Annotated in this window: 18 protein-coding genes; 7 read left to right on the forward strand and 11 right to left on the reverse strand. The window is 71.3% G+C overall.

The annotated features are described in order from the left end of the window. Positions 1–379: 379 nt before the first annotated feature. Positions 380–517 carry a hypothetical protein gene (locus tag HF519_RS26905; protein ID WP_169415785.1) on the forward strand — a complete coding sequence of 46 codons (138 nt, stop codon included), beginning with the start codon at positions 380–382 and terminating at the stop codon, positions 515–517. A gap of 67 nt (positions 518–584) precedes the next feature. On the opposite strand, the gene HF519_RS26910 is transcribed toward HF519_RS26905, so the two are convergent. Next, positions 585–908 carry a putative quinol monooxygenase gene (locus HF519_RS26910; protein WP_169415786.1) on the reverse strand — a complete coding sequence of 108 codons (324 nt, stop codon included), beginning with the start codon at positions 906–908 and terminating at the stop codon, positions 585–587. A gap of 315 nt (positions 909–1,223) precedes the next feature. On the opposite strand from HF519_RS26910, the gene hflX reads away from it, so the two are divergent. Further along, positions 1,224–2,444 carry a GTPase HflX gene (hflX, locus tag HF519_RS26915; RefSeq protein WP_312860374.1) on the forward strand — a complete coding sequence of 407 codons (1,221 nt, stop codon included), beginning with the start codon at positions 1,224–1,226 and terminating at the stop codon, positions 2,442–2,444. A gap of 154 nt (positions 2,445–2,598) precedes the next feature. Here the strand turns inward: hflX and HF519_RS26920 are convergent, their stop codons facing one another. Both HF519_RS26920 and HF519_RS26925 read right to left on the reverse strand, forming a co-directional pair. Continuing rightward, positions 2,599–2,772, reverse strand: coding sequence for a hypothetical protein (locus tag HF519_RS26920; RefSeq protein ID WP_169415788.1), 174 nt, complete (start codon positions 2,770–2,772; stop codon positions 2,599–2,601). Between the two features lie 334 nt (positions 2,773–3,106). Then, positions 3,107–3,361: a S1 RNA-binding domain-containing protein gene (locus HF519_RS26925; protein WP_169415789.1), complete on the reverse strand. Its 255-nt coding sequence runs from the start codon at positions 3,359–3,361 to the stop codon at positions 3,107–3,109. Positions 3,362–3,763: 402 nt separating this feature from the next. Here HF519_RS26925 and HF519_RS26930 point away from each other — a divergent pair, with 402 nt between their 5' ends. Together HF519_RS26930 and HF519_RS26935 are read left to right on the forward strand one after the other, a co-directional pair. Next, on the forward strand, positions 3,764–4,351 hold the full coding sequence (locus HF519_RS26930) for a globin domain-containing protein (protein ID WP_169415790.1): 588 nt from the start codon (positions 3,764–3,766) through the stop codon (positions 4,349–4,351). Positions 4,352–4,993: 642 nt separating this feature from the next. Further along, on the forward strand, positions 4,994–5,332 hold the full coding sequence (locus tag HF519_RS26935) for a hypothetical protein (RefSeq protein WP_169415791.1): 339 nt from the start codon (positions 4,994–4,996) through the stop codon (positions 5,330–5,332). A 29-nt stretch (positions 5,333–5,361) separates the two neighbouring features. On the opposite strand, the gene HF519_RS26940 is transcribed toward HF519_RS26935, so the two are convergent. From HF519_RS26940 to HF519_RS26955, 4 genes are read right to left on the reverse strand one after another with little or no spacing between them, the layout of a single operon-like run. Next, on the reverse strand, positions 5,362–5,739 hold the full coding sequence (locus HF519_RS26940) for an NAD-glutamate dehydrogenase domain-containing protein (RefSeq protein ID WP_169415792.1): 378 nt from the start codon (positions 5,737–5,739) through the stop codon (positions 5,362–5,364). 33 nt (positions 5,740–5,772) lie between these two features. Beyond that, positions 5,773–7,005: an NAD(P)/FAD-dependent oxidoreductase gene (locus HF519_RS26945; protein ID WP_169415793.1), complete on the reverse strand. Its 1,233-nt coding sequence runs from the start codon at positions 7,003–7,005 to the stop codon at positions 5,773–5,775. 27 nt (positions 7,006–7,032) lie between these two features. Next, positions 7,033–7,671: a GTP cyclohydrolase I FolE gene (gene folE / locus HF519_RS26950; RefSeq protein ID WP_169415801.1), complete on the reverse strand. Its 639-nt coding sequence runs from the start codon at positions 7,669–7,671 to the stop codon at positions 7,033–7,035. 32 nt (positions 7,672–7,703) lie between these two features. After that, positions 7,704–8,144 (reverse strand): DoxX family membrane protein, encoded by a 441-nt coding sequence (locus HF519_RS26955; protein ID WP_169415794.1) that lies wholly within the window; start codon positions 8,142–8,144, stop codon positions 7,704–7,706. Between the two features lie 95 nt (positions 8,145–8,239). Here HF519_RS26955 and HF519_RS26960 point away from each other — a divergent pair, with 95 nt between their 5' ends. After that, positions 8,240–8,941: a helix-turn-helix transcriptional regulator gene (locus HF519_RS26960; protein WP_169415795.1), complete on the forward strand. Its 702-nt coding sequence runs from the start codon at positions 8,240–8,242 to the stop codon at positions 8,939–8,941. 15 nt (positions 8,942–8,956) lie between these two features. On the opposite strand, the gene HF519_RS26965 is transcribed toward HF519_RS26960, so the two are convergent. The 3 genes from HF519_RS26965 to HF519_RS26975 form a co-directional block, all read right to left on the reverse strand. Further along, complete coding sequence (locus HF519_RS26965; protein ID WP_169415796.1) at positions 8,957–9,751, reverse strand: universal stress protein; 795 nt, start codon at positions 9,749–9,751, stop codon at positions 8,957–8,959. A 122-nt stretch (positions 9,752–9,873) separates the two neighbouring features. Next, positions 9,874–10,770, reverse strand: coding sequence for a slipin family protein (locus HF519_RS26970; RefSeq protein WP_211170647.1), 897 nt, complete (start codon positions 10,768–10,770; stop codon positions 9,874–9,876). A gap of 37 nt (positions 10,771–10,807) precedes the next feature. After that, the gene (locus HF519_RS26975) at positions 10,808–11,095 is read right to left on the reverse strand and encodes a DUF3040 domain-containing protein (protein ID WP_169415797.1); all 288 of its coding nucleotides are present in this window, start codon (positions 11,093–11,095) and stop codon (positions 10,808–10,810) included. A gap of 119 nt (positions 11,096–11,214) precedes the next feature. Between HF519_RS26975 and HF519_RS26980 the strand changes: the two genes are divergently transcribed. After that, positions 11,215–11,667, forward strand: a complete 453-nt coding sequence (locus HF519_RS26980; protein WP_169415798.1) for a MarR family winged helix-turn-helix transcriptional regulator — start codon at positions 11,215–11,217, stop codon at positions 11,665–11,667. 58 nt (positions 11,668–11,725) lie between these two features. Here HF519_RS26980 and HF519_RS26985 read toward each other — a convergent pair whose 3' ends face one another. Beyond that, a complete protein-coding gene (locus HF519_RS26985) occupies positions 11,726–12,136 on the reverse strand; it encodes a PPOX class F420-dependent oxidoreductase (protein WP_169415799.1) in 411 nt (136 codons plus the stop codon). Between the two features lie 170 nt (positions 12,137–12,306). Here HF519_RS26985 and HF519_RS26990 point away from each other — a divergent pair, with 170 nt between their 5' ends. Beyond that, a complete protein-coding gene (locus HF519_RS26990; RefSeq protein ID WP_169415800.1) occupies positions 12,307–12,573 on the forward strand; it encodes a helix-turn-helix domain-containing protein in 267 nt (88 codons plus the stop codon). Position 12,574: the final 1 nt, after the last annotated feature.

The raw sequence follows: 12,574 nt of genomic DNA on the forward strand, positions 1-12,574 counted from the left end.
ACCTCCCGTGAGGGGTGCGGATGCCGTCAGACAGCTCCACACCACTCCAGGAGGTCCTCCCCAACAAGATCAATCAGATCGTGTCGTCACACACCCCCCGACTCGACCAACCTCCCCGGACAGCACATCTAGCCGGGCCGGCCTCGCACTCGCCTTCTGCCCGGAGGAGCAGCATGCACTCGGCCTGGTGGAACACGACAGCAGCGCTCGTCTGCTCGGCCGGAGCTCACCTCTGCCTCGGCTGCGCCGCGATGGTGGCCATGCACCTCGTCCCCGGCGCGGCCGATCCGCACCAGGGACCGGCCATCGCGGCGCAGCCTCCACCCTCGTCTTCACCGGCTACTTCGGCGCTCGGACGTGGACCTGGGCCGAGGCCGCGATGGCCGCGGCGCCGGCCGGCGCTGTGCCTCGCAGGCTCGCCGCGGTCCACGCCGGGCGACTGGCCGTGCGAGCCGAGTCCGCAGCTCACACCGCGATGAACGCGGTGATGGGGCTGACGTTCCTGGCCGCGCTCTGACCGCCCGAGGGGGAGGCGCCGGTGGTGGCCGCGCCCACCGGGTCCGGGCGGAGAACCCGGGTGACCGTCACTCCGGCGTGACCTCCGCCATCTCCGACCACGCCTCACCGTCGAGGTTCTGGTAGTTGATCTGTGGCCGCTCCGTGATCATGGCCGGCATCCATGCGAAGAACTTCGTGGCGTGCTCGGTGGCCACGTGTGCCGATCCCGCGTCGGAGTCGGCGAACGTCTCGACGATGACGAACTCGTTCGGGTTCTCGCCGTTCTCGTAGTAGTCGAACGAGACGTTGCCGGGCTCCTGCCGCACGTCGGCCGTGTACTGCTTGATCCCGGCCAGCCACTCGTCGCGCTTCTCGGGACGGATCCGGGCCTTGAGGACGATGAGAATCACTGAAGCCTCCCGTGGAGTTGCGGTGGAGTCGCGGCGGTCGTCCGGACGTCGGCGACGACTCGGACCTGGCGCGCGCAGTCTTCCACGCCGGAGATCGTGAACCGTCTCATTTGGCGACACCCCCGGCGCGTCCGCACGGGTCCGGGGATCCGTTGTTCCCCGCTGCCGGCACCGCGGCCGGAACGGCGCGGTACGCGACGGAACGAGGCGTCAAGAGCCCGCCGTTGGGTACTCGCCTGCCGAGCTGCCCGGGCCACTGCACGTACGGGCCGCGATGTGGCTCGGCGCGACGCTACATGTGGCGAGGAGGCTGTGGTGCCCGGAACCTGGCTGCTGGGACAACAGCGCGGGACCGGTCCCGCAGCGGGTGCGGCGGTCGACCGTGGCGGCGGCGGCACCCGCGCTCGGTCCGGCGATGAACCCCGCGCGATCCTGCTCTCGCTGCGCACCGACGGCACCGGAGGCGCTGCCGGTACCGGAAACGGTGACGGGTCGTCATCGCTGGAGGAGCTGGCCCGGCTCGCCGACACCGACGGGCTGGCTGTCGTCGGGGAGCTGAGGCAGGCCCGGGACCGTCCTGACCCCGCGACGTATCTGGGGTCCGGGAAAGTCGAGGAGCTGGCGCGGCTCGCGGAGCAGACCGACGCCGATCTGGTCGTCGCCGACGGCGAGCTCAGCCCCGCTCAGTTGCGCAATCTCGAGGACAGGACGGGAGTCCGGGTCGCGGACCGGACTGCATCGATCCTGGACATCTTCGCCGAACATGCCCGCTCCCACGAAGGCAAGGCCCAGGTCGAGCTCGCGCAGCTGGCCTACCAGCTGCCTCGGCTGCATGGCGGCGGGCAGGCGCTGTCCCGGATCGGCGGCGGCCGGACGGCCGGCGGCGCCGGCACCGGCGTCCGCGGCCCGGGCGAGCAGCGCCTGGAAACCCAGCGGCGTCGGCTGCGCAAGCGGATGACCACGCTGCGCCGCCAGATCGCCCAGCTCGCGCGCAGGCGGGAGACCACCCGCGGCCGCCGCGCCCACAACCGCGTGCCCTCGGTGGCCATCACGGGCTACACCAACGCCGGCAAGTCCGCGCTGCTCAACCGCCTGACCGGCGCCGACGCGCTGGTCGAGGACGCCCTGTTCGCCACCCTCGACCCCCTCGTGCGCCGCGCCCAGCTCCCGGACGGCTCCCCCCACACCTTCGCCGACACCGTCGGCTTCGTCCGCCACCTACCTCACCAGCTCGTCGACGCGTTCCGATCGACCCTTGACGAGGTCGCCACCGCCGACCTCGTCCTCCACGTCGTCGACGCCTCGGCTCCTGATGCCATGGAGCAGATCACGACCGTGCGCGGTGTCCTCAGCGAGATCGGCGCCACGGACAGGCCCGAGCTGCTCGTCCTCAACAAGATCGACGCCGCGCCGACGGAGTGGGTCAAGGCCCTGCACCATGCCTATCCGGACGCCGTCCAGGTCTCCGCACGGACCGGCGAGGGCCTGGACCAGCTACGACAGGAGATCAGCCAGAACCTCGACGGGACGCGGTGAGGCACGGCGTGGTGCAGCGGCGAGGGTCGGGCTGCCGACCCGGGCCCCGGCCCAGCCGTCAGACGGTGCCGGCCGGTGCACCGGGCTTTCGCGCCGGCCGTATCCGTTTCGACCGTGTGGTCCCGGCGCTGCGCCGGCTCAGCACGGGCGCCGATCAGCCGATGGACGGGGCTTGACCGCCGAGACCATCAGCGAGCTGCTGCGGGTCGAGATCGAAGCTGCGCAGCAGGTCGGCGTCGCGTTCGGTGTCGACCTTCTCGGGCAGCTCCGCGTCGGCCCTGGCAGCCGCCTCGGAATCGCCCGCGCTCCGGATCCGCTCCACCACCATGCCTTTGGGGATCTGCATTCCAGCGCATACCCGCCCACCGGCCTGGGCAACCGGTCGCAGGGAACGACCGAATCGATCTGCCGCTGCCGGCGGCCCGACGGGCGAGCTGGTCACCACGAACGGGATGCCGCGACCCAGTGCCTGCTGGCCGATGTCCGTGTCGGCGGCCGCAGCGACGCCAGGACCTCACCCGACGTCAGGTGCAAGACATCCCGGCACGTACCGGCCCGGGTCCGCCCGGCTCCCGATGCCGGCGCGGCAGGGGTGGCGCGTCAGCGTCCTAGGCTCGCGGGGTGGCCCGGGGGCGATCTCAGCGCCCCCGGGCCACGCGTCGTCAGGCCGGTGCCAGGCTGACCCGGCGGTTGGCCAGATCCAGCTGCAGGATCCGGACCGAGACCGACGCGCCGAGCTGCGGCTCGGTGGACCATTCCGACCGGTGCAGCAGGCCCTCGACGCCCTCGTGCAGGTTGACGAAGGCCCCGAACGGTACGACCGAGGTGACGACCCCCTCGATCAGCGTGCGGGAGCACTGCCGTACGAGGAATTCCTGCCACGCCGGCTCCGGCGTCATGTGCTGCGGTGTGTTCATGTGATTTCACCTCCTTCCACCGCGGAACGCGCACTGTCCGCGGTGGGCGGCGGGCCCCTGGCCCGCCCGGTGTTCACAGATCTGCCGGGAACCCGTCTCGCTCGTGGCCCAAGGCCGACCCGGCAGTCACACGACGAACGTAACAGCCGGCGATCACGGCCTCAATGGGCCGAAGACGGATGCGGCGGGCCTGGTCGAGCGAAGCGGTGGCCTACATCGAACGCCACAACTTCGATCGGATCGGGATTTCCTGCAACACCTGCGCACCCGACTCCGATACTCGGAAGGGCCGGTGCCGCCACCGCGCGTGCGCCGGGGATTGATCTTCTGGTCGACGAAAGGCAGCTCATTGGTCAGGCAACCCGGCTCCGATCCGCTCCGCCATCTCGCAGCGTGGCAGCGATGAGTCACCCGCAGACCGTCGGGACGTCGTCCCCGGCCGAGGTGCCACGGCCCGCACCTGCGGTGATCGCCGCCGTGCGAGCGTCGTGCCACGCGGTGGCCCACCGGCCGGTGCGCCTGGCCGAGGCGTTCTACGAGCACCTGTTCGAGATGGCTCCGCAGCTGCGGGCGATGTTCCCTCCCGACCTGACCGGGCAGATGCAGAAGATGAGCGACACCCTGCTGGGTGCCGTCGCGCAGCTCGACACGGCGGACACGGCGGAACTGGAGGTCGCGCTACGCCGGCTCGGAGCCGATCACCGCACACGCTTCCGGGTCGAGCCCGAGCACTACCAGTACATCGGCCACGCTCTGACCCGGGCCGTGCGGGATGTGTCCGGACAGGGGTACACGGGTTCCTTGAGCTCGGCCTGGATCGCGGTCTACCAGTGGATCGCCGCGCACATGACCGCGGGCGCCCAGGCGGCGGAGTCGGAGACATCGACGGCGGATCAATCGCCGATCGCCTTGCCGCAACCCCGCGAGCCCCGAGAAGACGATCTCGATCCTGCCTCCCGCCCGCATGACTGGCACCGGGCCGACAGGTAGGACGAACAGGTAGCGGTCGGCCGGGGGCGTCGCTCACCGGACCATCTCCGCGTCATCCGCGTGCCGGTCGCGACGGCACCGTCAGCCGCTACCGGGAACGGCTGCGGTGTCGTCGCGGCCCGTCCACCCTGCCCCTGGTGTTGCTCGGCCTAGCCCGTCGATCGCCATCGTCGCGTCGGTTCACGGTGTGGCAGAGGGCACGGGGACGATGGTCTGGGTCTCCCACGCGCTGCACACCGAGAGCCCGGTGCCGCGATCGACGGCGACGTCGAACGCGCCCGCCCCGAGTCGCTCCTGGAGAACGCCCCGGGCCCGGTGGAGCCGTGCGGCGGCGGCGCCGAAGGCGAGTTCGACGCCGGCCAGGTAGCGGTTGCGGACCGACGCTGCGAGCCTGCGGCTGCGCTCGAGGAGGTCGATCGCGCGGTCCGGGTCCGCACCGGAGATCGCCTCGCCGGCTGCCTAGCAGGCCCAACCCGTCGCGGTCGGGTTGCGCGTGGTCGCGGCGAGAGCGCCGGACCGGTCGGCGAGGGCGTCGACGGCCTGGACGTGTTCCTCACGTCCGGGAGGGAAGGCTGAGCGCCTGGACACGGCACACACCCCGGTGTACTTGCTTGATGAGGCCCGCCAGGACACCCTGGGCCGGTGAGTGACAAGCCCATCGAACTCGATCTCGACGACGCGGGCGTGGCGAGGAGCCTCCCGCAACCCCTGCACCCGCGTGACGAGGTGCAGCAGGTCCCCTACCGGCCGGTGCAGTTCCGAGACGACGACCTGCCGAGTGCCCTGGAACGGGCGGCGGCGTGGCTGCGCGAGGCCCAGGCGTGGCTGGGCGAGGACGTGGACGTGATCGCGATCCACCTCGACTACGACGAGCGTGACGGGTCGCCGTACTACGACGTCAAGCTGCTGTGCAACGAGGAGGACCTGGCGGGGGCGCCCATCGCGGTGCGCGAGCAGGTCGCAGGAAGGGCCATCGGGTAGCGGGAGCGTCTCGCCCCGTCCGACATTCGTCAACGGTGTCCGGGCGGGCCTGCCTGGGCCAGGGCGTCGACCTCCCGGAGGGCGACGGTCAGGGCCGCGAGGTCGGCCCGTCCGCCGCCGGCGATGTCGTCGAGGACGCGCACGCAGCGGTTCGTGGTGGCCGCGCTCCGGCCCAGCCAACGGCGCACCCGGTCCTGGGCGTTCGTCCCGGGCTCGCCGGTTCGGAGCACCTCGGCGGTGAGCGAGGCGTGCACCGCGTAGAGCGAGTCGCGCAGCGCTCCCTTCGCGAGGGCCTCCCAGTGGTCGTCGCGGGGCAGCTCCAGGATCCGCTGGCAGCCTCCGACAGCGCCGACCTGCGGGGCGAGCGCGGATTCCCGCCGGTGGCCGTACCCCACCGGCGGGCGCATCGACGGGTGGTCAGGACCTCGCGCCCACTGCCGTCAGCCCCTGTGTTGCAGGAGCGGAACGGAGGGGTCGGCAAGCCGGTCGAGGTCGACGGGGGCGTCGGATCCGATCAGCTCCTGCACCGGGGCGATGCCCTCGTCCCACTGGTTGACGTGCATCCCGGCCACGACCCGGTCCGCCGCGAGCCAGAAGGCGTAGAACATCTGAGACCCGACATCGCCGCGGATGAGGACGGTGTCGTAGCCCCCCGGGGGATACCACCCCGCGTACTCCATCCCGATGTCGTACTGGTCGGTGAAGAAGTACGGGATGCGGTCGTGGACGACGTGGCGGCCGAGCATGCTCTTGGCCGCGATCGGCCCGGTACCGAGCGCATTGGCCCAGTGCTCGACGCGGATGGGGGCGCCGTAACGCGGGTGGAACGCCCTCGCCACGTCGCCGGCGGCGTAGACGTCGGGGTCGGCGGTCCGCAGCGTCTGGTCGACGAGCACCCCGTCGTCGACGGCCAGCCCGGCGCGCTCGGCCAGCTCCGTGCGGGGACGGGCACCCACGCCCACGATGACGACGTCCGCGGGTATCTCGCTGCCGTCGTCGAGCGTCAGTGCCCTGACCTGCCCGCTGCCGCGAAGATCGGTGACGCTCCGCCCGAGTCGGAGGTCGACGCCGTGGTGCCGGTGGACATCGGCGAAGAAGGTGCCGATCTCCGGTCCGAGCGCGGCGTGCAGTGGTGACGGCCGCGGTTCGATGACCGTCACGTGGCAGCCGTAACCGCGGGCCGCAGCTGCGGCCTCCAACCCGATCCACCCCGCGCCGACGACGACCACCCGGCCGCCGCCGCGAATCGCGGCGCGCAGCCGCTCCGAGTCGCCGACGCTACGTAGGTGGTGCACGCCGCCCAGGTCCGCGCCGGGGACGTCGAGGCGGCGCGGGGACGCGCCGGTGGCGAGTAGCAGCTTGCGGTAGCCGAGTCGTTCACCGCTGTCGAGCTCCACCTGGTGCGCAGGCGGGTCGAGGGACGTGACGCGGCAGCCGAGCAGTAGTTCGACGTCGTTGTCGCGGTACCAGCCCTCGTCGTGGACGTAGAACTTGGCCTTGTCCTCGGTGCCGAGGAGATAGCCCTTCGACAGCGGCGGCCGTTCGTAGGGCCGTTCGGTCTCGGCTCCGATCAGCACGACTCTGCCGTCGAAGCCCTCCTCGCGCAGCGTCTGGGCGGCCTTCGCCCCGGCGAGGCCCGCGCCGACGATCAGGTGGGTCGATCCGGTGGTCATGGGGCTGCTCCTTGCCTCGGGGGTGGGTCAGCCGCTGACGCCGGTCAGGGCGAAGAACTCCTGCCGGGAGCGGGCGTCCTCTCGCAGCACCCCGTGCAGGGCCGAGGTGACGGTGCGGGATCCGGTGGCGCGCACGCCGCGCAGCGACATGCACAGGTGCTCGGCCTCGATCACCACTCCGACGCCCTTGGGTCCGAGGTCCTCCTGGAGCCGGTCGGCGACCTGCTGGGTCAGCCGCTCCTGGACCTGCAGGTCCCGGGCGAACAGCTCGACGACGCGAGCCAGCTTCGACAGCCCGAGGATGCGCGCGCCGGGCAGGTATCCGATGTGGGCGACGCCGTGGAAGGGAAGCAGGTGATGTTCGCACAACGACTGCAGCGGGACGTTCTTGGCGAGCACCAGCTCGTCGTAACCCTCGTCGTTCGGGAACGTCGTCAGGTCGAACTCCCGCGGGGTGAGCAGCTCGGCGAAACAGTGAGCGACGCGGCGCGGCGTGTCGGTCAGGTGCTCGGCGGCGGGGTCCTTGCCGAGGGCCACCAGAAGGTCTGCCACCGCCCGCTCGGCGGCGGGCAGGTCCACACCGTCTCGATGAGACACAACCACCCGGAAGCTCCGGTGCCGGGCGCCCGGCGGTCGCCCGTACCGCCGGGCACCCGGCTCGCTCATCTCGGTCTGGCCGGCCGACGGTCCCGAGGCCATCACGCCCGCCGGGACCACGGGTGGCCAGGCGCGTACCGGGAGGCCAGCAGGGCCAGCGCGACCGCGGCCAGCAGGAGGCCGAAGTCCCGCAGCGCGACGTCGTAGAAGCCGGAGAGGGTCAGCAGGTTGACGATGATGCCGAACAGCCACGCGGCGACGAGCCAGCCACCGAACCGCGGCACCACCGCGACCACGACCCCGGCCACGATCTCGACGACGCCGACGACATACATCGCCTGCTGCGCGGTACCGGGGACGACGCCGTCGATCCACGGGGCGAGGTACTGCGGCCAGTCGACGAGCAGGTTCGTGAACTTGTCGAGACCGAAGAGGATCGGCGCCACGGCGAACCCCGTGCGCAGCAGCAGGAACGCTCGATACGCCGGGTCGGACCGGTCGGCGCTGCGGCCCGTGGGGACCTTCGATACATCGGTGGCCATGATGACTCCTCTAAAGACAACATCGACCTTTGATAGAAGGAACGTAGACCCCCGGGACGTTTTTCGTCAATAGAAGCTGTCTATAGAGTGGGGTCATGCAGGAGTGCGAGGGGGACCAGGTCGCCGCCGTCGCCGCGCTCGACGAGCCGACCCGTCGCCGGCTCTACGACTACGTGGTGCGCCAGCCGGGGCCGGTGAGCCGCGACGAGGCCGCCACGGCGCTCGAATTGCCCCGCACGACCGCGGCCTTCCATCTCGACCGGCTGGCCGATCAGCGGCTGCTCGACGTCGTCTTCGAGCGCCGCACCGGTCGCACCGGTCCGGGCGCGGGTCGACCGGCCAAGCTGTACCGGCGGGCGACGTGCGAGATCACGGTGTCGCTTCCCGAGCGTCGTTACGACCTGGCCGGTCAGCTCCTGGCCGCCACGGTCGAGGACGCCGACCGCTCGGGGGTCTCGCCACGCGCCGTGCTCGACCGTCGTGCCTACGAGTTGGGCGCTCAACTCGCCCAGTCGGCTCGGGCTGCCGCGGGGGGGCAGGACGGTCGAGCCACCGCGTGGCGTGTGCTCGAGGCCTACGGCTACGAACCGCGGGCCCACGACAGTGACGTCGCCCTGGGGAACTGTCCGTTCCATGCCCTGGTGCGGCAGCACACCGAACTGGTGTGCGGGATGAACCTGCGAGTGTTGACCGGACTCCTCGACGGCCTCGCCCCCACCGGGTTGGGCGCCCGGCTCGATCCTGCTTCGGGCCGCTGTTGCGTGAAGCTCGAGGCGGTTGCTCGCACGGCGAGCTGAGCTACGTCCCGGAGCTCAGCCCGCGGCCGTTCGGGCCGGTCTCGCGCGGAGCACGGCGACCGGGCTGTGGGTGTGGCGGAGCAGTATCCGGCTCACGGAGCCGAGGACGGTCCCACGGATCCCACCCCGGCCTCGAGAGCCGACGACCGTGAGCGCAGCACCGGCCGACTCGGTGATGAGCGCGTGTGCGGGGTGGGCCCGTACGAGCTTGGGTTCGACGGCGACGTGGGGAAAACCTCGGGTCCAGACCGCCAGGGCCTCGTCGAGTACGCGTCGTTCGGTGCCCTCGTTCGCATTCTCGTCATCCACTGTGCCCTCGAGGTCGGCCGGGCCTCGCGGGGTCCACGCGTGGAGCGCCGTGAGGCCGATTCCCCGCTGCGCGGCGGCCTGGAAGGCGTAACCGACCGCTCCGATCGACGGCCAGGAGCCGTCGACGCCGACCACCACCCGGGCTGCCGAGGGTCCGGGTGCCACGTTGCGGAAGGGATGGACGACGGTGACGGGGCAGGTCGCGCGCGCGACGACGTGCGCACCGACCGACGGGCTGAGCAGGCCCCGCAGCCGGCCGAGGCCCCGGTTGCCGAGGACGACCAGGTCGGCTTCCCGAGCCTGGTCGAGAATCACCTGGATGGCGGGCCCGATCAGCAGTCGCGGCGTGATGCGACAGTCCGGTGTGACCGACCGGGCGCGGACGACGGCGCCCTCGAGGACCTGCGCGGCCGCCTCTCGGGATCCGCAGTCGCCTGTTCCCGCGGCGACCCCGAACGGATCCACGGCCGCGGGCCAGGAGAACGCATGCACGATGTGCATGGGGGCGCTTGCGGGTCGCCGCCTCGGCGGCCGCCCAGTCCACGGCGTCGAGCGCGGAGCCGGATCCATCGACCCCGACGACGACGGGAGCTCGTCCGCGGGAGGCGTTCACCGGTGCCCGCTCACAGGCCGGGCCGCGCGCCGTTCGGCCCGGGCGCGCCGAGGCCGCGGTCGCCGGGCGGGCGCACGCCGGCCGCTGCCGCCGGGCCGGTCGGCGGCGCTGCGGCCGCGCCCACGGTGGTCCTGTCGGCCGGCTGGTCCGCGGAGGGTGCTGCCCGTTCCAGGAAGCGCAGCAGTTCGACGGGGAAGGGCAGTACGAGCGTCGAGTTCTTCTCCGCGGCCACCTCGACCACGGTCTCCAGCAGGCGCAGTTGCAACGCGGCCGGGTGCTCGGCCATCACCTCGGCGGCCTGTGCCAGCTTCTCCGAGGCCTGCAGCTCGCCCTCGGCGATGATCACCCGGGACCGTCGTTCCCGCTCCGCCTCGGCCTGACGCGACATGGACCGCTTCATCGTCTCCGGCAACGCCACGTCCTTGATCTCCACGCGGTCGATGTGCACCCCCCAGCCCAGGGCCGGACTGTCGATCATCAGTTCCAGGCCCTGGTTGAGGCGCTCGCGGTTGGACAGCAGATCGTCGAGCTCGCTCTTGCCGATGATCGAGCGCAGCGAGGCCAGCGCGACCTGGCGGATGGCGGAGTCGTAGTCCTGGACGTCGACGACCACGCGCACCGGGTCGACGACCCGGAAGTAGACGACGGCGTCCACCCGGACCGTGACGTTGTCGCGGGTGATGCCGTCCTGGGCGGGCACCGGCATGGTCACGATCTGCATGTTGACCTTCTGCAGGCGATCCGCGATCGGCACGATCATCGCCAGCCCGGGGCCCCGGGTCTCGGCGCGGACCTGTCCGAACCGGAAGACGACACCCCGCTCGAATTGCTTCACCACCCGGACGCTCGTCCCGAGCCATACCGCGCCGAATGCCAGCACTGCGATCAGTGCATAGAGAACGATCATGTGGTCCTCCGCGGCCTACCAGTGATCGCCCGGACCGTCAGGTTGCCGGGGGAGCGGTGTCGTCCGATCGGTGCGAGGCCTTCCAGAGCAGGGCGGCCATCGCGGCGAGGGTCAGAGCGCCGGTCAGCGATCCCGCCGCGAGCAGGACCACGGCGAACGTCGCGGTGATCACGAGCAGGCTCGTGTACGCGCGCTGCTCCAGTCCGGTCGGCGCGCGGCCGGGTCGTGGCCCGACGGCGTCGAAGGACCGGACCAAGCCGGGGTCCTCGATCAGTAACCGGCGCTGGATCTCGTGCAGCACCTTGCGTTCACGGTCGCTGAGCACGACGCACCACCTCCTGGAGTGCCTCGCGGCCTGGTGCGGCCCGCGCAATTTCTATCGTAGCACGATATATAAGGCTGACAGGCGGCCGAGGGGCCGGGCAGACGTGGTGTCATGTGGCCATGGCGGGCGAGGACGAGGGTGGGGAAGCGCTGACGAAGAAGGATTTCGAGGCGTTGGCCCGGTTCCGCTTCGGCATCCGCTCGTACCTGCGCTTCAGTGAGGAGACCGTGCGTGGTCACGGCCTCACCCCGCAGCAGTATCAGCTGCTGCTGGCGTTGAAGGGATTTCCCGGCCGGGAGTGGGCGAGCGTGCGGGAGCTGGCCGACCGGCTCCAGTTGCGTCACCACAGCGTGGTCGAACTGGTCAACCGAGCGCAGCGGCAGGGTCTCGTGCAGCGGGCAGCGCACCCGGACGACGCGCGGGCGGTGCGAGTGCTGCTGACGCCGGAAGGGGACCAGGTTCTCGCGCGCCTCAGCGCCCTGCACCGCGACGAACTGCGCCGGATGGATGAAACGCTCACCCTGCCGACGTGGAACGCGCCTTCCGAGGGCGGGCCCGCGTCCACACCGTGACTGTCATCCACTGTCCGGTCGTCGACGCTCGTCGGCCGGACGGGTCAACGCTTCGTGGTCACCCCGACCGGTCGGGCCCGGCCCGCGTCGGCTCGATTCGCAGCACGACCCGCCGTTCCCGCCGCATGGCGTCGCGGTACTCGTCCCAGTCCGGGTGCTCACCGGACACTCGCCGGTAGTAGTCGACGAGCAGGTCCAGCGCCTCGGGCTGCTCGACCACCTCGGCCCGGCCCTCGACCTGGATCCATCGCCCGAAGAACTCCTCGGGTAGTACGCACATCCACACCCGCGGATCGCGCCGCACGTTGCGCACCTTGTAGGCGGCCTCGCGGGTGCTGACCAGTACGCGCCCGTCCTCGCCCACGGCAGCCAGTACCGGCGACATCTGTGGAGTGCCGTCCTCGCGCGACGTCGCCAGGACGACCCTCGGTTGTTCGCGCATCACCGCTCGCGCATCGTCGAGATCCATCGATCCTCCCGGGTGTCGACGCTCTGGAGGGAGCATGCCTGCCACGGCGCCCGTCACCTACCGAGGAGCGGATCCGGGCGGGAACTGTCGCCCGGACGGGCGTGAACGACCCTTGCCGCCCTGTCCGGTTCACCGACCGAATATAGCGTTGGTGAGATACCATTCAAGTTATGTCGCCGTCGCGTCACACGTCCTTCCCCGGCCTTCAGGGGATGCTCGATCGCCGCCGGGCCCTGATGAACGAGCTCGTCACGGCCCGCCGGGAGAGCGGCCTGAGCCAGACCGACATCGCTGCCCGGATGGGCACCTCGCAGTCGGCAGTGGCCCGCCTGGAGCGGGGTGACGTCGACGCCCGCCTGTCCACCCTGGAGCGGTATGCGGCAGCCCTCGGCCGGACCGTCGACTGGCAGATTCGATCGCACGAGGAGGCTCCATGAC

It is taken from the genome of Pseudonocardia bannensis (assembly GCF_012911875.1).
Classification (GTDB): domain Bacteria; phylum Actinomycetota; class Actinomycetes; order Mycobacteriales; family Pseudonocardiaceae; genus Pseudonocardia; species Pseudonocardia bannensis.